This is a genomic window from Streptosporangium sp. NPDC004631, assembly GCF_053601935.1.
In genome coordinates, this window is sequence record NZ_JBSGCR010000035.1 from 24,604 (window position 1) to 40,175 (window position 15,572).

Here is a 15,572-nt window from a genome sequence, read left to right on the forward strand (position 1 = left end):
CTACTGGGTTCGAACCAGCGACATCTCACTTGTAAGGCGATCCGAGCACAGGCGCGACCAGGACCAATGCCAGCCTGACCTGGGCGTACGGCCCACGGCAGTCCATCGTTGCCCATCCCGTCCGTGGTCGTTGTCACTCAGTCGGTCACCCAGGACTCGCGCTTTCTGCACGCCCTGCCGTCAGCGCTGATTTTGGTGACCCCCACAGCATCTCGGCAGTGACCGGGATTCCTGCGCGCCGGGTGACCGGTGACCGTCGATCAGGCCGCATGTGGCTCGGACCAGACGGAGCCCAGATCATGACCAGAGGTCAGACGAACGTCGGCGTTCAGCGCCGCAGCCATATGCCGCAGTAAGGCGAGCGTCGGCGCGGTCCCGCCTTCCTCGATGCGCTCGATCTCATCCTCGGTCATGCCCGCACGATCCGCCAGCTCCGCCACGGTCAGCCCAAGCGCACTACGCCGGTCATACAGCGCCTTACCGAAGGCCAGCGCCTCTCGAATCATGATCCGTTCGGGATCCTCAGCCTGAGATTCAGGCCGCACCCAGCAGGTGTGATAACCAGTCATCACGCCTGCCTCTCATAGATCTCGGCCACCGGCCCATGGTGGTCGCGTTCACAGATCTTCTGCGCGCGGACCACCCTGTCGATCTGCCGCTGATCATGCTGCTTCGTCTTACGGAAAACCGTGAGCAACACGATCGTCCTACCCGGAGCACACCAGTACGTCACCCGAGCTGCAACATCACACAGTCGGACACGCAGTTCCCAGACCGGCCCTTCCAGATGATCCGACCACGGACCGCCAAGCTCGGCCCCTTTTTCCGCCAGGAGGCCAGTGAGCCTCCCCCCGGCGAGGCTCGTGTCAACGCCCTCATGTCCGGCAACCTCACACCTGGTCACGCGCAGGACTGCTGGATAGGCGCTTAGACCGCGCGGAGCTGGAGACCACTTGGGGATAGGCATCGCTGCGTTGTGATCAGCGATCCGTGTCCAGCGGTCTTCCGCAGGACATGCATCGGCACGCCTGCGTCGTCAGCTCAGTAGCGGCCGAGTATCTCTGGCGGCAGGGGGATGGGGGCCAAGTAGCGGTTGATGAGCGGATACAAGCCGAGGTGATCTCCGCCGAAGAACATCATGAGGTAGTCGACCAGGTTGACGACGTGATTTGGGTGGGGTTCAGGGGAGCGAAGTACCAGCAAGCCGCCGACGAGCTTCCTCAGCACGTAATCGACATGGTCGTCTGCGGTCGGGCCGTGGCCCTTGCCATCTACCAGTGCCCAGAATTCACGGTCGTCAGGACCTGGTAAACGGTCGAGGAGGTCCGCTAGATGCCGGAGGTCGGGATCGGTTGGTGTGGTCACCACGTCATCGTGAACGCCTACTGTCCGATTGCCCCGGACTTCCCGAAAGACATCCGAATCTGGCCATGCGGGGCTGGGCCGGTGAACACCGGCCGTGCCTAGAGGCCGTGATCGTGCCGTACTCTGCCGTCGTTGATCGCCACCAGCGCGCGGCTGACCCCCTCGGGGGCCGTCTAACCAAATAAGTCGGGCCTGCCCGGTGCGTCAACACCGGAACAGGCCCTTGATCCATCCCCTGTGATACCAGGAGAGGACCCGATGGGCACGATATCGTCGTGCGCGCGTACGCGCATATTCACGCACCTTTGCGAGGGTGCCCGATGACTCAGGAATGGGTCAGCGCCCGCGCCGTAGCCTGGGTGATCCACGACGCGCCTGTCCCCGCTCACTTGGCCTTCACCCTCACCGTGATCGCCGCGTGCTGCGACGAGCGCGGCCGTGGCTCCTACCAGTCGGTTCCCACGATCGCGGAGAAGACCGGCAAGTCGGTCGACCAGGTAGAGCGTGCGACATCAAGCGCCTACGCGCCCTGGGGCTGCTCCTGCTGGGCGACCAGCGACGCGCTGAGCACCTGCCGAAGGAAAAGCGGCCGGTGGATGTACGACCTGCCGTTGAGCGTGAAGGGGCCGAAGCCGCTCAGGAGATCAAAGAACCCGACCGGGAAGACCTCGGACGGCCCCACCCCCCGTATCCATGCAGGGGTGGAACGGATGCGACCCCCCGCATGGATGCCCCCTCCACCCCCCGCATGGATGCGGGGGAAATAAAGCCTTTGAACAATCCCTCTCTCCCCGGCCGAGCAGGCGATCACGGACGCCACCGACGCGATTCCGGATGAGAGGAGAGAGATGATCACTTTGATCACTCAGGAATGGAACGTTCGAGCTCCTGACTCATACATCCCGCAGATGAAGCCTGCCGACCTCGGTGTGTACCTCACCCGCGTCCAGGGTCGGCGCGCGACCACGCCACCCGCTGCCACCGTGTTCGCCCAGCACCGTGCCTCGGCCGCCGTACCTGCGCCACGAGACGAAGAACTGACGGACCGGCAGAAAGCCATCGCCTACGCCCGTTCCCAGGTCGGGGTCAATCAGCGCGCAGCTATACGGCCCGCTCCCTCCGCGCCGCCACCGCCACTGGACCCCGCCGCCGAAGCCGCCCGGGCCGAACTTCTGCAAGGTGGCGATTTCGACCAGTGGATGACCGCCGCTTACGACAAACTCGACGAAGACGTCCACCGCGGCGAGGTTGTGATCCTCGCCGCTGCTCTCCGCCGAACGGCGACCATTGCCTCAGGGAGCCCACTGTGATCAGAGCCGCCACCACAGGCTGGAACGCCTACTACCACCCCTCGCGGGAGCGCCACCCCATCGTCGGCTGGACCGAACACGACGGATCACCGATGATCATCCACCCGACCACAGGATCCCTCGTACCTGCCGCTAGCTTCACGACAGCCGACGGCCACGCTTTCTCCGGCGTCACCGACGAACACGAGAAGAACCGCCAGCAAGACGAAGAAAACTTCCGGCGAGGCGCCCTCCTTGCCCGCGCTTGGTGGGAAAAAGACGCTGAAACTCTTGTCGCGCTCTGCGCCGAGGCGGACGCCGATGGGCCCCGTCCCCTCAGCCTCATAGTCGGTCTGCTCCACTTCTTCGACGTCTTCCTTGAAGACATCAAGCGCCTCCACGACATCGGAAAAACCGGCCCAGTGGACATTCAGGACTACCAAGCAGCCTCTACGAGCAACCAGAAATCCTGATCGGGCGGGGTGAGGTGATCGTCCTCGCGGCCGAGCTGGCGCGCGCTGGAGTGTCATCAGCGGCGGCGGGTGGCTAGAGCGCAGGTCAGCAAGAGTGCTCCCCACGCACGTGGGGATGTCCGGTCGCGTCGTTCCCTCAAGCTCCCCCGGCGGTGCGTCGAGGCGCTGCGGACGCTCCGGGAGGAGCAGGAGAAGGCGGGCGGGAAGCTCGCCGACACGGAGGGGCTCGTCTTCTCCACCTCGAAGGGAACCCCCATGAGCGCGGGCAACGTCCGCAGGGACATGCGGAAGATCATCGAGAGGGCGGGGCTCCGGGGCACCGACTGGACTCCCCGCGAGATGCGGCACAGCTTCGTCTCGCTGCTGTCAGACTCGGGCGTCCCCATCGAGGACATCTCCCGCCTGGTCGGCCACCAGAACACGGCGGTCACCGAGACCGTCTACCGCAAGCAGATCCGCCCCGTGCTCATGCAGGGCGCGGAGGCGATGGACGAGATCTTCAAGAGTTAGTCACTCACGCCCCGTTCTGAAGATCAGGAACGGGGCGTTCTGGCTGGTGGGCACTACTGGGTTCGAACCAGTGACATCTCGCTTGTAAGGCGATCGAGGCAGAAGCGCGACCAGGGACGATACCGACCCTGACCTGGGCGTACGGTCCACGGCCGTCCACCGTTGTCCGCCCCTGTCCGGGGTCGTTGTCACCCAGTTGGTCACTCAGGTGCGGCACCTCGGATCAATCAGGCAGCAGCCTGAACGCCGATATGTGGCGAGGTCGGACGACCCTGAAATGTCGATGATCCACCGTGGCGATCTCCTTCAGCCCGAGGCGTTCGGCGATGGTGATCACTGCCGAGTCAACGAGCCCCAGCGGCAGATCGAGGTAGGTCTCGACGAGCTGCGCCATGCGCGGCAGGTCCTCATCCTCCAATTCGGCCACATGAAAGCCGTTGTCGCCGAACGACTTGAGGAACGTCACCTCAGCCTGCGGACCCACACGAGAGTCGAGCAGATAGCCCACCTCGCCCATCACCGGCGACGGAACAAGCAGTGGCCCTTCGGCCTGCCGGAGAAGCTTCAGACACGCTCGGTGATGTTGGTCCTTCACGTTACCTGCGGCGAGAAGAACACCCGTGTCGCACAGGAGCACGTCAGCGGCCCCACTCCGAGCGGAGAATCTCTTCGTGCCGCTCAGCGAGATCGGAGGCAGCTTCGAACGACGCGAAGAACGGAAGATCGCGCTCACCCGACTCATGCTCACTCAGACGACCGCGGATGAGCTCCAGGGCCGGGCGCAGCTCCGCCTCCGGCAGCTGATCTACCAGGTGATGCAGTTCCTCACGCATGACGCTCATACCTACGAGTGTAGGTCGCCTACTTTCCGTGCATCAGGTCATCCTCCCAAAGCATGATCAGAAGGGGTGACCAGATCTGGTCATGCGTGCCAGAAGCAGTCCCATCGAAGGGAGGACGCTGGCTCCAATCAACGTAACTCGCTGATCTGGCGAGCGATCACCAAGCACCGCAGTCCCGACACCCACCCAAAACCACGAAAGGCTCTGGCCTATTAACGCAGGTCAGAGCCATTTTGGTGGGCACTACTGGGTTCGAACCAGTGACATCTCGCTTGTAAGGCGCTGCGCTGTGAGCGACGTAGCCACCTGCATCGTCCCACCTGGGGAAAGAGCGGAAACAGTAAAAGCGAGTTCTGTCTAAGCGATCTTCATGGACACCCCCGCCGACCAGGACAAGCGGGCAGCAATGGCAAAAAAGGACAGTGACACCCGGGATTTGCTCATGTACGCTCCGATTTTCGGAGCCGGTCGCGGGTATAGGCGAGGCAGGCAACCGCACGGTCAAGCGCCCCCTCCCCCGGGTGAACTGCCGGCCGTGCGGCGCAGTGGAGAGCGGGGCCCCGGTACAGGAATTACCGGGGCCCCTGCCTCTACCGGGAGTAGACGCGACCTACCCCCTTTCGGTTGAAGCCCTCAGGCCGAGGGCCTCAACCGACGATCAGAGTGGTCGTGTCACCGGGCAACACCTCGGGCTCCCGGTCCGGCCGCTCAACAACGAATACAGCCACCCCCTCGTCAATGCCGAGCACACGCCGTTCTTCCTCGCTCGGCATCCGAGTGGTGATGACTGCACCGCTGGAGACTTCCACCATGGTGACCTCGCCCTTGCCTCGGACGTAGGAGCCGGCGCCCGTGACCGTTCGCACGACGCCCTCGTGCTTGAGTGCCCGTAAAGCATCCCGCACGGTGTTGCGTCCGAGGCCGTAAATCTGCCCGAGGCGCTCCTCGCTGGGGAGTCGCCGCCCTGGCGCGTACTCGCCGGCTTCGATTGCGGCCTTGAGCAGCCGGGCGAGCTGCCGATATGCCGGCTCGTAGCTCGACGGGTCGATGGTCACGATCATGGACCCTAGGGCGACCTGTCCCCACAGGAGCCTGTGGGCCTAGCCCAACAGATTTGTCATCCCGGTCAGCGTGCTAGGTGCGCGCCAGCTCGGCGCCGGGCACCACCTCGTCCCGGGCCGCGGCCGGGCGAGCCTCTCCCGCCCAGCGTTTTCAATCCGCCGGACAACCCCGTCCCCGCCACCGGCGTCTACTCTGCGCCCCAACATCATCACCAGGAGTCGCTGTGCGGAGAATCGCCCTCCCTGCCCTCGCCGTCACACTCGCCGGACTGACCGGATGCTCAAACAGCGAACCCGCCGCCCCCAGCCCGGCACCCATCACCGTCGGCGGCGCCCTCCGTGTCCCCCGCAGCTTGAGCGGCGGCTTCAGCCAGGAATGTGTAACCGGAGGCGGCTACTCCGACATCAAGGAGGGCGCCCAGGTCGTCATCACCGACGAGGCGAACAAGACCATCGCCCTCGGCCACCTGGAGGGCGGAACACTCGACGGAGCTCGCTGCGTCTTCCCGTTCTCGTTACCGGACGCGCCAGCCGGGCACCGGTTCTACGGCATCGAGGTGAGTCATCGAGGGCGCCTGCAGTACACCGCTGAGCAGCTGGCCGTGTCGCTTCAGCTGACCGTGGGGGATTGACCGGATCGGCCGGTGCACGCCAGGACGGCCGAACGCCACCAGCTCGTCTCGGGGCGCCGGTGTCAGCTTTCTCCGACCGGGCCGGAGTAGCCGAGCCGGGACGTCTCCGCGGGCACGACGATGTCGGCGACCTCGACGGGCCGGCCGTCGGCGAGGTAGGTCCGCTCGATCGTCAGCACAATGCTGCCGACCGCGACGCCCAGCGCTTTCGCCTCCTCGGGAAGAGCCGGCCGCGCGGTGACGTCCTCCACCCAGTCGTCGACGACGACGCCGATCTCCGCCATGCGGTGCGTGACGCCGCAGCCTGCGAGTGGCCCGTCCTCGGGCAGCGCGATGATCGTCCCCTTGGTCAGCGCCAGGGGCTCGTAAGAATCGGACAGCATCCACGGCTGGTCATCGGCGGAGAACACGTACCTCGTGTGCATGACGTCGACCTGGTCGCCGTCGGGGTCGTCCAGTGCCAGGCGGGCCCGCACTCCGGGTGTGGCCTGTTCGGTGGCGGACTCATACTTCCAGCTGCCGCGGCGGCCCTGCTGCTGCATGCCCGCGGCGAACGGCGAGCCGGCGGCCCGTTCGCGGTGCCAGGAGCGGACGATCCGCCGAACCTCGGGGACCTGCCTGACGCGGACACCGGAGCCGCTTTTGGTGACGACCAGTCCTTCGACGGCGAGCTGGCGGATCGCCTCGCGAACCACTCCTTCGGCTACGCCCCAGTGGGCGGCGAGGTCGTGGCGTGAGGGCAGGCGGGTTCCCGGCGGGAGTTCTCCCGTGACGATTCGGCTGCGTATGTCCGCGGCGATCTGCAGGAACAGCGGCTGGTCCACGCGACCAGCTTGACAGGCTGGCTATCCAGCTCACAAGCTGGCCATACGAATGAAGAGCTGGATGGCCAGCTTCCCCCTTCTTGGCGGTGACTCGTGCCCACCTTCGTCCAGGACTATCCCCCGCTGCCGGGCAGCATCCACGCAGCCGCACACCACGCCCGAACCGTGGCCACCGAACATCAGCCGGGCCGCGTCGCCGACGCCGAGACGATCGTCGGGCTGCTGATCGCCGACGCCCTCACCAGGACCGGCCCGGACGGCAACATCGGCCTCACCACCATCGCGGACGAGGCCGAACTCCGCTTCGAGGTCCGCGACCCGAACACCCCCGTCGCCGACGCCGCCCCCGTCCCGCAGATTCAGGCACGGGTGTCGGGTCTCGCCGACCTGTACGGCTCCGACGGCGTCGACCAGGGGCCGAGGCGCGGACACCGGGTGTGGGTCGTCCTGCGAGCGCACCGGGCGGCCGGGTGAGCGGGGCCGAGCGGCCGTCTGATTGGGGCGCGGCCCACGGCGCGCAGGGGTGGGGGCTCCACGCCCTGATCGCGGGCATCTGGAATCCGGGCCGTACCCTGCCGCCAGCACCGGCGGGGCCGGCCACCCACAAGTGCGGCTCCTGCGAGGAGAGCATCACCCGCCAGGGGACTGCGTGGGATGTGAACTGGATCGGCCGCGCAGGCAACGGCCTATGCAGCAGGTCTCCGAACGGCGTGCACTGGCCCTGAGACCCCCGGGCCGGTCTGCGTTACCAGGCCGGTCCGGGCCGGAGGCTCCGCTGTATCCGAATGATGAGGGGGGAGACAGCGGAGCCTCCGGAGCAAACGCCCATGACCGTCGAGCAGCTGCTCACCGACCTCGCCGGCCTGTCTGACGGGGACATCGTCAGGCGCCTGGAGCAGACCTACCCCGACTGGGTTGTGTGGAGGTACCCGCCCGGCCCGTGGTGGGCCATGAGGCAGGCGAACCACCGCCGCGGGGCCGCCACCGTGCGGGCCTACACCGTGGCCCGGCTGATTCGCCGCATCGACCAGCGAGAGGAGAACGCGTGAACATCCAGCCCGGCGACCTCGTCACCGACCACCGCGGTTGCCTGTGGTTCGTCCACGGCATCCCGCACCTCGGCCTGCACCTCACCGGTGCGGGTGGGGCGTGCGCCCCGGTGGAGGAGGTTGAGCGCTTGCACGGGCCGCTGACCCTGCACTACCGGGCCAGCGTCGCAGCTCCAGGCCGCTCCGTCCTTTGATCGTCTGGCAGGGCCCGCCCCCGGCCCCTGCCAGACCCGCCTCTGCCCGCGCCGGGGACTGAAGGGCCGCCTTAAATCCCGGCTAGCCTGCGCAAACAAGGGACCGCAGCGAGGACCGAAGGGCGCCCCGAAACGCGAACGGCCCAGTCGCCCGGGTTACGCAGGCCGGTAACCTGGGCGACCTGCACAAACACCTTTTCCGGGAAGTCCCGGAAATGGTGGTGAGCCACAGATTCTCCGTCACGCGAAAGCCCCGGCCGAAGCCGGGGCTCTCAACCCCGCATGCGCGGGGGCACTTCTGGGTCAGACGCTGGTCAGCTCGCGAACCACCAGGTGCGGCTGCCACCGGGTGAACCGGACTTGGACACTTCGCTCCTGCTTGTCCATGTAGGTACAAAACATGCCGATCGTTGACTCTGGGTCCACGTCGACGATGTCCTCGTCGGGGTCGAACTCGGGGGAGGCGGGCTCCAGCACGAGGAAGTGCAGCCGCCCCGACTCCATGGGGGCTGATGGGCAGTACACCGCGACGTGAACGGGCGGTTCGTATCGCTCGATCCGGCAGCGGACCTCGGCGAACTTGTCTGTCTCCAGCGCCAAGATGATCTGCTGGTCGGAGCGGTAGTCGCCTCTTGTTAACGCCTCCTGCCAGGCCGGGGTGTTGAGAAACGCGGCCAGGGCGGAGGCGGCCTGGAGACGCTGTGGACGGTCAGCCACCATTTCGCCACCTCTCAAGGTTCTGATCCCACTCTGCCAGCATCGCCGTATACGCATCGTCATACCCAGCATGCACGATGTCCCATCCGGCTTCTTCTGCTGGAATGTTGATGATGACACGACGGTCGTAAACATCAACCCCCTGTCGGTTGAACTGGTGGCGGTGGATCGTGCTGTGGCAGCAGTCGATTCGGGCGACATCGATCCATTTTTGCCCGATCCGGATCTTCTGCATGATCGCGAAGTCGACTGTCTTGCCACGGTAGTACCGCTGCCGGATGACCAGCTGGTCGTCCATGCCCAGGTCAATCGGCGTCACGTTCTCGGTTGCCACGTCGAGGCCGGGGGGAATGTAGCCGGGTTCGGGGGGTGGCTGGATGCTCATGTCCGCCAAGCGTTCCCGGCGGGAGTTCTCGGGGAGTTTACCCAAGGGTGACCTGCCCGTACGTGATCGTTTCCGACTGGGGGCGAAGGGTGCCGGCCATCATCCCAGGGGCAGGTCGGTGGCCGGTGCGGGTTCCGTGGTGTCGAATGACCACACCGGTTTACGGAACTCCCCTACGGAAGGGAGCCTACTGGAGATCGTTCCACATAGTGGACTGATTGATGGCCATCGGTGACTTTATGAATGCGAGCGGAGGCCGGTTTTGAGAGGTATGTTCTTCAAAACTCTTCAATGGCCATCATGCGGATATTTCACCCCAACACTAGGGGCGATTGCAGATATGGCCACTACTCCCGAGTTGTCCTTTTTCCCGGATCTGGGAAAAGGATGAACGCGATTTGGAGCACGGCAGGCCCGTGGGGCTCGGTGCGGGGCAGGACATGATGCCGTCCGAGATCGTCATGGCCAGCGTCGCGACGGCGGCGCTGACGCCGATCGCGGCGAGGGCGCCGAGGAACGCGGCCAGGAAGGTGCTCATCGGGCGGTCACCGTGGCCTCCCTGGGAGCGCGTCGAGCTGGCCGAGAAGTGTGAGCAGCTTGTCGGCCTGCTCCAGGCCGATCACCACGCCCGTCGGCTTCCAGGGGTTGTCGGCGCTCGCCGTCACCCCGAGAGCCGCGAGCGCCTCGACCAGATCGGCGGCGCGGCGCTGGGCTGCCTGCCGGGCCTGCCGCTCCCGTGCTGCGGCGGCGTCCTGCTCCCGGCGGGCGGCGTCTTCAGCAGCGGCCGCCTCCTGCCACGGGCCAACGACCCGGCCCAGGCTGACGACCAGCTCGAAGGCGACACCATCCACGACGCCGCCGGTGGTGGCCGCCTCGAAGTCGGCGAGGGTGGTCTCGGTGAGCGCCTCGACGGTCGTTTCACCGGTCTCGACGCCGTACCCGACGACTACCGGGTAGCCGCACGTTCCGCTGATCCTGGTCCCGCGGTGGGGCGTCGCGCCGGCGGGCGCCTTCCGGAACGCCGGGGTGTCCGGCTGCCGGAACCGGTCGGCGGTCCAGTACAGATGATCGCGGTCGGCGCGGGTGAGGAACACGACTGGGCGCAGGCGGCCGGGACCGATGCGGTAGGCGTAGACGACGCCGGGCTGGATCTCTGCGGCTCTCACGAGAGTCTCCTCGAAAAGGGTGCTCGTCTGGTCGGACGCGGGCGGTCAGTTCTCCGGGGACGGGACGGGGCACGTCTCGTTGATCTGTCGCAGCGCCCGGCCGAGATGCGCGTGCGCCTCGGCCGTCGTGCCGTCGCGCAGGGCGTTGAGAGCGGCGGTCAGGGAGGCTCTGGCGGGGGCGTACTCGTCCTCGTCGGCGATGGCGTCCAGCGTCTCCTGGATCGCGTCGTCGATTCTGGCCGTCTCGGTGGTCACGGGGGTCTCCTCGGGGTGTTGGTGGGCAGGTTAGCGGGCGGCGGGTATCCGGTCGTGGTGTTCGTGCGCCAGGGTCGCGGCGAGCACCGTGACCTCGTCGCGGTCGGCGGTGGAGCCGCCGAGCTTCTTGCGGGCGACGCTCATCCAGTGGAGGCCGTCGCCGCACTGGTTGAGGTAGGTGCGGGCAGCGGTGACGGCAGGCGGAGTCTCGGCGGCGGCCGGGATGAAGCGGGCCGGGGTTGTGGCCCGCGGGGGCCGTTTGTCGGCCAGCTGGGCGCGGAGCCTGGCGACGGCGGTGTCACGTTCCCCAGACGTCGGCGGCTCGGTGGGGTGCTCTTCACCTGCGGGCGGCGCCTGGTCTCGGCGCGGCTGAACCTGCGCCTGCCTTCGGCACAGGGCGCACCGGGCGGACCCACCAGGCGTGCCGTGCTCCTCGCAGGCGGCGCGGATCGCCTGCCGGTAGTCGCCGACACCGGGCGGCCCGGACCGTGTGGCGGACGGGGCGGCGCGGAGGGCAGCCAGGCGCTCGAGAAAATTCTCGGCCCCGGCTTCGCTACGCAGCCACGGGCCGGGAGTGCGGATGCCGTCGCGGCGCGCGTCCTCCATGACGCGGACGAACTCGGCGGCGGTCGCCGTGGTCTGAGCCATGACCCGCTCGGCGAGGTCGGCCGAGACGCCAGGCACCTTCGGAGGCGAGGTTGGGGTTTGGTCTTCTCCTTGGTGATCTTCTCTCTCCTCGACCGTCGAGACGACGGCGGGAGCGGTCTGCCGATCGGGCTCGCCGAGAGAAGGAGGGTTCTTAAGAGGGTCATAAGAGGGTAGCTGTCGATCATCGAAGTAGTGAGGATCGATGATCGAAGTAGTGGCTTCGATGGTCGAAGTAGCCGAGGGGGCTTCCTCTACTTCGATGGTCGAAGAAGCGGGGACGGTGAGACGGTAGGGAATGGTCTTGCGCTTCTTCTGGAAAGCCCGCCGCTCCGCCTCGGACAGAGGAACCCCGGTCTGCGGGTGCAGCGCGACGAGCCACCCCTTCGCGACGAGAGAGTCCCGCACCCTCGTGACCGTGCTCGTGGACCGGATCTTGCACTGCTGCATGAGCCGCTCGTTCGTCACCCAGGCCCGGTCGTGCGGCGCCCGGTGGGAGTGGTTGGCGTAGCACAGCGCCATGGCCAGCTCGGCCTGTGCCAGGTCGTCGGGGTCGGCGTCCCACACGGCGTCGGCGTATCGCTGCGCGGGGGTCGGGGCCTTTCTGCCCGGAGCGCCTCCGGCGGCGGGGGGCGTGGCAGCCATCAGGCGCCACCACCTGGGTGCGTGAGCATGCGCATACGCGCGCACGACGATATCGTGCCCATCGGGTCCTCTCCTGACTACAACAGGGGCGGATCAAGGGCGGGTTTGGTGTTGGTAGCACCGGGCCCGCCCGCTTCGTTATTCGGTTAGAGAGCCCTCGGAGGCTCCGGCCGCACGCTGGCGGCGATCAACGACCACAAAGTACAGCACGCTCGCACCCTCGGGAACGGGCCACAACCGGCGATTCGGCCCTCCACACTGCGCCCTGCCTCCCCGACCTGCGCATTAGCCGTTCCGCTCCACCACACAAACGCCGTCACCACCGTCCGGGCCACCTCGGCGGGACGCTAGTCCACTGGCACGTCGTAGATGAATCGATGCCGACTCGCGTCGAACAGCCACACCGTCACTTCGACGGGCTGCTCCCCCGCGTGGAGGGTACGGATCAGCTCCACCACGGGCGTGCCCGGGGGAAGGCGAAGCGTCTCCGTCTCGGCCGGGGTGGGCATTCGAGCTATGAGCGCCTCCACGGCATCCGTGAGAGGGGCTCCGAGGATCTCAGCAAGTGCGGCGTGTACGCCTCCGGGGACCTTCTCGTGGCGCGCGATACGGCTCCCTTCCACCAGGCGGGCGGGAATGTAGGAGTCAGCGGTCACGGCGGGGCGGCCATCGAGGGTAATGAGGTGGCGGCGCACGACGACCAGCGTTTCCGGGGCAACCCCCAGCAGGTCGGTGACGTCCGGTGGAGCAACGGCCGTTGTGACCTCCGCCAGGATCAGCTCGCGATGGAACCCCTGCTCGGCCGCCTCGGCTTCGAGGGGGCTGGTGCCGGCCGGGCGTTGTGAGCGCAAATGCCGCTTGGAGCCGAGGCGGTCCAGTCTCTTAATTCTCCGGACCCGGTTGCCGCTTCCGGGCTCGCTTACCAGTAGTCCTTCCGCTTTGAGGGTCTCGATGACCTTGCGCACGGTGGCCTTGCTGGTGCCGTATTTCTCGACCAGCTTCCGCTCGGAGTCGAGTGTCTGCCCGGGGGCGAGTTCGCCTGACTGGATGGCTGTTCTCAGGTCTTCGGCGATCCGCTGGCCGATCGACGGCTCACGGTGAGACATCAGCCCTCCTTGCCGCAGCGCGTGCTTCCAGCCTACGTGTCCACCCTAGGGAGACCAGCCTAGGGCAGCTTCGACGATACGCCTTGACAAATCACCCTAGGGCGGTGCACTGTCTTAACAAGCACCCTAGGGCGATTACCCTAGGGTAAACAACCTTAAGTGTATCCCACAAGCTCAATGTCCGGTTTGGAGGTACTACGTGAGCGACTTCGAGCGCCTGATGCGCCCGCAGGAGGTCGCCGACATCTACGACGTGGACATCAAGACGGTCGCGCAGTGGATCAAGAGCGGTCGCCTTCCCGCTACCCGCACCCCGGGCGGCCGGTATCGGGTGCGCGCGGCAACTGTCGAGGAACTGCTGAAGGTCGAGGTTGAGACCAAGGTCCACGTCGGCAAAGCCAAGCGCCAGACGCCGCCCAAGACGGCAGGCCGGATTCTCGCCAGCGATCTGGCGATGCTCCCCCGGCTGCCGGAATGCCTCCTGGCCGTCGAACGCGACCTGGCCGAACACCACGTGAAGCGCGGGGACGCGCTCCCCCAGGAGGTCACTTACCTGGACGCGATCCGAAAAGAGATCGCCCGCCGCCAGACCATCCCGACTCTTTAACGCAAAAACGGGCCCGCCCGGTGTGCAACCACCGGACGAGCCCTTGATCACCAACCTGCTGTAACAGGAAGGAAACCCATGCCCAAGAGTAACGCCCACCCCCAGCCCAGCGGCCTCCACATCGAGGCCCTCGGCTCCACCTGCCGCCACGACACCACCGTCGCCAACTGCGGCACCTGCCGCCCCACGACCGGCGACACCCGATGACCGGCGTCGAGCGCGAACCGCTCACCATCACCCTCCCCCACGGCGCCACCGAGACCACCATGTGGCTGGTCTCCGCCTACTGCGAACCACACGCCACCCGCGCCACCGAGCAGGAAGCCCGGCAGCTCTGCGAGACAGCGGAGCGCGCCAACCTGGAGACCGGCGCCGAGTTCGTCTGGCACCCCACCGACGACACCGAGCTGACGCACGAGCTGTACGTCGTCCTCGGCGACGAATTCCGCACCGAGTACACGGTCACCCCCATCCACCTCCGCCAGGAGCAGCCGCCGCCCGCCCCGGCCGACGACGGCGACCGCCTCACCCCCACCCTGATGGCGGACGTCACCGCGCTCCTCACCCGGCACGGCTACCGGATGCCGACGGACACCGCCGCCCAGCAGCGGGCCCTCACCGAAACCTTCGCCGTCCTCGGATTCCTCGGCAAAGCCTTCGAAGGCCACCCCCCGGCCGACCCCGCCACCGCCCAGTGGAACAAGGCCATCGACTGGCTGCTCAACAGCCGGCACACCGCCGACGAGGACATCCAGGCCGCGCTCTGGGCGCTCGCCGACGGCCGGTGCACCGTCGAGGAAGCCAACCGGGGCTACCTCGCCGACTACACCCCTCTGACGGACCTGCCCGAGGCGGCGGAATGAACGTCGACGGGATGGACCGCGAACAGCTCCTCACCCACGCCGCAAAGTGCCTCCACTGCACTGGCGACGACAAGCACATGCTCGCCGCCCTGCGCACCTCCACCCTCCCGGACCTCCGCGACTACGTCGCCACCGCCCACCATCCCGCCTGGCAAGCCGTCACCCGGAGAACCCCATGACCTCCCCCGAACCGCTTCCCGCGCACCTCGCCTGGCTCAACGCCCTCGCCACCACCATGGCCGACACCACCCCCACCGCCGCCGAGGAGGAATCGTGATGGAGTACCTCATCATCCTCACCCTGGCCAAGTCCCTCGGGAACGGGATGCGCCAGAGCACGACCATCCGGACCGTCACCGCTGGCCCCGGCTCGACCCGCGAGGGCCTGCTGTCCTGGGCGATCGACCAGGCCGGCCCGGAGATGCAGGGCGCCAACATCGTGTTCTTCTCCGCTGAGCCCAACGCCCTCACCACCACCCAGAGGAGATCACCATGACCACCCAGTGCAGACGGGTCGGCTGTGAGTGCTGCCCCACCGAGGCCTACTGCACGGCGCCGGCCACCACCACCGTGACCATCCGCCTCCCCCACGCGCACCCCCACACCACCCGGGTGTGCGGCACCTGCCACACCACCCTCACCCGCACCCCCTCCCCGCACACCCCGTAGCGCACTGTGCGGGTGCTCGCCCGGCCCCTCGGTCGGGCGGGTGCCCGGAGCAGACGCTCCGAGGAGGCGCGCAAGTGCCAGATCGAAGGAGAACCCATGGGTGAACCGTCCTGCGGCCCGAACTGCGGCGGCTGCCGTAAGTGCGACATCTATGCCGGAAAGAGCGCGGCTGAGCAGGTCGCCGCGCTCGTGACACGAGTCAAGACGCTGAACGAGATGGGCCACCAGGCGAAGCCCAAAAAGTAGCGCCGTTGCGGGTGCTCGCCCGGCCACCAG

Annotated in this window: 29 protein-coding genes; 14 read left to right on the forward strand and 15 right to left on the reverse strand. The window is 67.0% G+C overall.

Annotated elements, in window-relative coordinates:
• Positions 1 to 260: 260 nt before the first annotated feature.
• The 4 genes from ACWEF2_RS26955 to ACWEF2_RS26970 all read right to left on the reverse strand — a co-directional run bounded on the left by ACWEF2_RS26955 (position 261) and on the right by ACWEF2_RS26970 (position 2,047).
• On the reverse strand, positions 261 to 569 hold the full coding sequence (locus ACWEF2_RS26955) for a helix-turn-helix domain-containing protein (protein WP_453819129.1): 309 nt from the start codon (positions 567 to 569) through the stop codon (positions 261 to 263).
• Positions 569 to 967: a type II toxin-antitoxin system RelE/ParE family toxin gene (locus tag ACWEF2_RS26960; RefSeq protein WP_453819130.1), complete on the reverse strand. Its 399-nt coding sequence runs from the start codon at positions 965 to 967 to the stop codon at positions 569 to 571. The genes ACWEF2_RS26955 and ACWEF2_RS26960 overlap by 1 nt, the downstream gene beginning before the upstream one ends.
• A 74-nt stretch (positions 968 to 1,041) precedes the next feature.
• Positions 1,042 to 1,365, reverse strand: a complete 324-nt coding sequence (locus ACWEF2_RS26965; RefSeq protein WP_453819131.1) for a hypothetical protein — start codon at positions 1,363 to 1,365, stop codon at positions 1,042 to 1,044.
• Between the two features lie 520 nt (positions 1,366 to 1,885).
• A complete protein-coding gene (locus tag ACWEF2_RS26970; protein ID WP_453819132.1) occupies positions 1,886 to 2,047 on the reverse strand; it encodes a hypothetical protein in 162 nt (53 codons plus the stop codon).
• Positions 2,048 to 2,213: 166 nt separating this feature from the next.
• Here ACWEF2_RS26970 and ACWEF2_RS26975 point away from each other — a divergent pair, with 166 nt between their 5' ends.
• The 3 genes from ACWEF2_RS26975 to ACWEF2_RS26985 all read left to right on the forward strand — a co-directional run bounded on the left by ACWEF2_RS26975 (position 2,214) and on the right by ACWEF2_RS26985 (position 3,637).
• A complete protein-coding gene (locus tag ACWEF2_RS26975; RefSeq protein ID WP_453819133.1) occupies positions 2,214 to 2,675 on the forward strand; it encodes a hypothetical protein in 462 nt (153 codons plus the stop codon).
• Positions 2,672 to 3,127 (forward strand): hypothetical protein, encoded by a 456-nt coding sequence (locus ACWEF2_RS26980; RefSeq protein WP_453819134.1) that lies wholly within the window; start codon positions 2,672 to 2,674, stop codon positions 3,125 to 3,127. Before ACWEF2_RS26975 ends, ACWEF2_RS26980 begins: the two co-directional genes overlap by 4 nt.
• A gap of 69 nt (positions 3,128 to 3,196) precedes the next feature.
• A complete protein-coding gene (locus tag ACWEF2_RS26985; RefSeq protein WP_453819135.1) occupies positions 3,197 to 3,637 on the forward strand; it encodes a site-specific integrase in 441 nt (146 codons plus the stop codon).
• 223 nt (positions 3,638 to 3,860) lie between these two features.
• Here the strand turns inward: ACWEF2_RS26985 and ACWEF2_RS26990 are convergent, their stop codons facing one another.
• From ACWEF2_RS26990 to ACWEF2_RS27000, 3 genes are all read right to left on the reverse strand, one after another.
• Positions 3,861 to 4,274 carry a type II toxin-antitoxin system VapC family toxin gene (locus ACWEF2_RS26990; protein ID WP_350945992.1) on the reverse strand — a complete coding sequence of 138 codons (414 nt, stop codon included), beginning with the start codon at positions 4,272 to 4,274 and terminating at the stop codon, positions 3,861 to 3,863.
• 1 nt (position 4,275) lies between these two features.
• Entirely contained in the window at positions 4,276 to 4,470 is a 195-nt protein-coding gene (locus ACWEF2_RS26995) for a hypothetical protein (RefSeq protein WP_453819136.1), read from the reverse strand.
• A 656-nt stretch (positions 4,471 to 5,126) separates the two neighbouring features.
• A complete protein-coding gene (locus ACWEF2_RS27000; protein WP_453819137.1) occupies positions 5,127 to 5,534 on the reverse strand; it encodes a GntR family transcriptional regulator in 408 nt (135 codons plus the stop codon).
• A 230-nt stretch (positions 5,535 to 5,764) separates the two neighbouring features.
• On the opposite strand from ACWEF2_RS27000, the gene ACWEF2_RS27005 reads away from it, so the two are divergent.
• The gene (locus tag ACWEF2_RS27005) at positions 5,765 to 6,172 is read left to right on the forward strand and encodes a hypothetical protein (protein ID WP_453819138.1); all 408 of its coding nucleotides are present in this window, start codon (positions 5,765 to 5,767) and stop codon (positions 6,170 to 6,172) included.
• Between the two features lie 62 nt (positions 6,173 to 6,234).
• Here ACWEF2_RS27005 and ACWEF2_RS27010 read toward each other — a convergent pair whose 3' ends face one another.
• On the reverse strand, positions 6,235 to 6,996 hold the full coding sequence (locus ACWEF2_RS27010) for a GntR family transcriptional regulator (protein ID WP_453819139.1): 762 nt from the start codon (positions 6,994 to 6,996) through the stop codon (positions 6,235 to 6,237).
• Positions 6,997 to 7,089: 93 nt separating this feature from the next.
• Here ACWEF2_RS27010 and ACWEF2_RS27015 point away from each other — a divergent pair, with 93 nt between their 5' ends.
• The 3 genes from ACWEF2_RS27015 (at position 7,090) to ACWEF2_RS27025 (ending at position 8,239) form a co-directional block, all read left to right on the forward strand.
• Positions 7,090 to 7,470 carry a hypothetical protein gene (locus ACWEF2_RS27015; protein WP_453819140.1) on the forward strand — a complete coding sequence of 127 codons (381 nt, stop codon included), beginning with the start codon at positions 7,090 to 7,092 and terminating at the stop codon, positions 7,468 to 7,470.
• A gap of 353 nt (positions 7,471 to 7,823) precedes the next feature.
• The gene (locus ACWEF2_RS27020) at positions 7,824 to 8,045 is read left to right on the forward strand and encodes a hypothetical protein (RefSeq protein WP_453819141.1); all 222 of its coding nucleotides are present in this window, start codon (positions 7,824 to 7,826) and stop codon (positions 8,043 to 8,045) included.
• The gene (locus ACWEF2_RS27025; protein ID WP_453819142.1) at positions 8,042 to 8,239 is read left to right on the forward strand and encodes a hypothetical protein; all 198 of its coding nucleotides are present in this window, start codon (positions 8,042 to 8,044) and stop codon (positions 8,237 to 8,239) included. The genes ACWEF2_RS27020 and ACWEF2_RS27025 overlap by 4 nt, the downstream gene beginning before the upstream one ends.
• 303 nt (positions 8,240 to 8,542) lie before the next feature.
• On the opposite strand, the gene ACWEF2_RS27030 is transcribed toward ACWEF2_RS27025, so the two are convergent.
• The 7 genes from ACWEF2_RS27030 to ACWEF2_RS27060 form a co-directional block, all read right to left on the reverse strand.
• Positions 8,543 to 8,959 carry a hypothetical protein gene (locus ACWEF2_RS27030; protein WP_453819143.1) on the reverse strand — a complete coding sequence of 139 codons (417 nt, stop codon included), beginning with the start codon at positions 8,957 to 8,959 and terminating at the stop codon, positions 8,543 to 8,545.
• Positions 8,949 to 9,341 (reverse strand): DUF7718 family protein, encoded by a 393-nt coding sequence (locus tag ACWEF2_RS27035; RefSeq protein WP_453819144.1) that lies wholly within the window; start codon positions 9,339 to 9,341, stop codon positions 8,949 to 8,951. The genes ACWEF2_RS27030 and ACWEF2_RS27035 overlap by 11 nt, the downstream gene beginning before the upstream one ends.
• 322 nt (positions 9,342 to 9,663) lie before the next feature.
• The gene (locus ACWEF2_RS27040; protein ID WP_453819145.1) at positions 9,664 to 9,879 is read right to left on the reverse strand and encodes a hypothetical protein; all 216 of its coding nucleotides are present in this window, start codon (positions 9,877 to 9,879) and stop codon (positions 9,664 to 9,666) included.
• A 7-nt stretch (positions 9,880 to 9,886) separates the two neighbouring features.
• The gene (locus tag ACWEF2_RS27045; protein ID WP_453819146.1) at positions 9,887 to 10,507 is read right to left on the reverse strand and encodes a hypothetical protein; all 621 of its coding nucleotides are present in this window, start codon (positions 10,505 to 10,507) and stop codon (positions 9,887 to 9,889) included.
• Between the two features lie 45 nt (positions 10,508 to 10,552).
• A complete protein-coding gene (locus ACWEF2_RS27050) occupies positions 10,553 to 10,762 on the reverse strand; it encodes a hypothetical protein (RefSeq protein ID WP_453819147.1) in 210 nt (69 codons plus the stop codon).
• Between the two features lie 30 nt (positions 10,763 to 10,792).
• The gene (locus ACWEF2_RS27055) at positions 10,793 to 12,052 is read right to left on the reverse strand and encodes a hypothetical protein (protein WP_453819148.1); all 1,260 of its coding nucleotides are present in this window, start codon (positions 12,050 to 12,052) and stop codon (positions 10,793 to 10,795) included.
• A 347-nt stretch (positions 12,053 to 12,399) separates the two neighbouring features.
• Positions 12,400 to 13,158 carry a GntR family transcriptional regulator gene (locus ACWEF2_RS27060; protein ID WP_453819149.1) on the reverse strand — a complete coding sequence of 253 codons (759 nt, stop codon included), beginning with the start codon at positions 13,156 to 13,158 and terminating at the stop codon, positions 12,400 to 12,402.
• A gap of 199 nt (positions 13,159 to 13,357) precedes the next feature.
• Between ACWEF2_RS27060 and ACWEF2_RS27065 the strand changes: the two genes are divergently transcribed.
• From ACWEF2_RS27065 to ACWEF2_RS27095, 7 genes are all read left to right on the forward strand, one after another.
• Entirely contained in the window at positions 13,358 to 13,765 is a 408-nt protein-coding gene (locus ACWEF2_RS27065) for a helix-turn-helix domain-containing protein (RefSeq protein ID WP_453819150.1), read from the forward strand.
• Positions 13,766 to 13,843: 78 nt separating this feature from the next.
• Positions 13,844 to 13,972, forward strand: a complete 129-nt coding sequence (locus ACWEF2_RS27070) for a hypothetical protein (RefSeq protein ID WP_453819151.1) — start codon at positions 13,844 to 13,846, stop codon at positions 13,970 to 13,972.
• Positions 13,969 to 14,628 (forward strand): hypothetical protein, encoded by a 660-nt coding sequence (locus ACWEF2_RS27075; protein WP_453819152.1) that lies wholly within the window; start codon positions 13,969 to 13,971, stop codon positions 14,626 to 14,628. The genes ACWEF2_RS27070 and ACWEF2_RS27075 overlap by 4 nt, the downstream gene beginning before the upstream one ends.
• A complete protein-coding gene (locus ACWEF2_RS27080; RefSeq protein WP_453819153.1) occupies positions 14,625 to 14,807 on the forward strand; it encodes a hypothetical protein in 183 nt (60 codons plus the stop codon). Before ACWEF2_RS27075 ends, ACWEF2_RS27080 begins: the two co-directional genes overlap by 4 nt.
• 94 nt (positions 14,808 to 14,901) lie before the next feature.
• Positions 14,902 to 15,123: a hypothetical protein gene (locus ACWEF2_RS27085; RefSeq protein WP_453819154.1), complete on the forward strand. Its 222-nt coding sequence runs from the start codon at positions 14,902 to 14,904 to the stop codon at positions 15,121 to 15,123.
• The gene (locus ACWEF2_RS27090) at positions 15,120 to 15,296 is read left to right on the forward strand and encodes a hypothetical protein (RefSeq protein WP_453819155.1); all 177 of its coding nucleotides are present in this window, start codon (positions 15,120 to 15,122) and stop codon (positions 15,294 to 15,296) included. The genes ACWEF2_RS27085 and ACWEF2_RS27090 overlap by 4 nt, the downstream gene beginning before the upstream one ends.
• 96 nt (positions 15,297 to 15,392) lie before the next feature.
• Positions 15,393 to 15,542, forward strand: a complete 150-nt coding sequence (locus ACWEF2_RS27095; protein ID WP_453819156.1) for a hypothetical protein — start codon at positions 15,393 to 15,395, stop codon at positions 15,540 to 15,542.
• Positions 15,543 to 15,572 lie beyond the last annotated feature (30 nt).

Excerpts from the sequence above, each read along its gene's own strand:
- ACWEF2_RS26975 (WP_453819133.1), top strand. The coding sequence starts at position 2,214 with ATGATCACTTTGATCACTCAGGAATGGAACGTTCGAGCTCCTGACTCA.
- ACWEF2_RS27040 (WP_453819145.1), bottom strand. The coding sequence starts at position 9,879 with ATGAGCACCTTCCTGGCCGCGTTCCTCGGCGCCCTCGCCGCGATCGGC.
- ACWEF2_RS27020 (WP_453819141.1), top strand. The coding sequence starts at position 7,824 with ATGACCGTCGAGCAGCTGCTCACCGACCTCGCCGGCCTGTCTGACGGG.
- ACWEF2_RS27030 (WP_453819143.1), bottom strand. The coding sequence starts at position 8,959 with ATGGTGGCTGACCGTCCACAGCGTCTCCAGGCCGCCTCCGCCCTGGCC.
- ACWEF2_RS26955 (WP_453819129.1), bottom strand. The coding sequence starts at position 569 with ATGACTGGTTATCACACCTGCTGGGTGCGGCCTGAATCTCAGGCTGAG.
- ACWEF2_RS27090 (WP_453819155.1), top strand. The coding sequence starts at position 15,120 with ATGACCACCCAGTGCAGACGGGTCGGCTGTGAGTGCTGCCCCACCGAG.
- ACWEF2_RS26960 (WP_453819130.1), bottom strand. The coding sequence starts at position 967 with ATGCCTATCCCCAAGTGGTCTCCAGCTCCGCGCGGTCTAAGCGCCTAT.
- ACWEF2_RS27060 (WP_453819149.1), bottom strand. The coding sequence starts at position 13,158 with ATGTCTCACCGTGAGCCGTCGATCGGCCAGCGGATCGCCGAAGACCTG.
- ACWEF2_RS27055 (WP_453819148.1), bottom strand. The coding sequence starts at position 12,052 with ATGGCTGCCACGCCCCCCGCCGCCGGAGGCGCTCCGGGCAGAAAGGCC.
- ACWEF2_RS27080 (WP_453819153.1), top strand. The coding sequence starts at position 14,625 with ATGAACGTCGACGGGATGGACCGCGAACAGCTCCTCACCCACGCCGCA.
- ACWEF2_RS27075 (WP_453819152.1), top strand. The coding sequence starts at position 13,969 with ATGACCGGCGTCGAGCGCGAACCGCTCACCATCACCCTCCCCCACGGC.
- ACWEF2_RS27035 (WP_453819144.1), bottom strand. The coding sequence starts at position 9,341 with ATGAGCATCCAGCCACCCCCCGAACCCGGCTACATTCCCCCCGGCCTC.
- ACWEF2_RS27095 (WP_453819156.1), top strand. The coding sequence starts at position 15,393 with ATGGGTGAACCGTCCTGCGGCCCGAACTGCGGCGGCTGCCGTAAGTGC.
- ACWEF2_RS26995 (WP_453819136.1), bottom strand. The coding sequence starts at position 4,470 with ATGCGTGAGGAACTGCATCACCTGGTAGATCAGCTGCCGGAGGCGGAG.
- ACWEF2_RS27070 (WP_453819151.1), top strand. The coding sequence starts at position 13,844 with ATGCCCAAGAGTAACGCCCACCCCCAGCCCAGCGGCCTCCACATCGAG.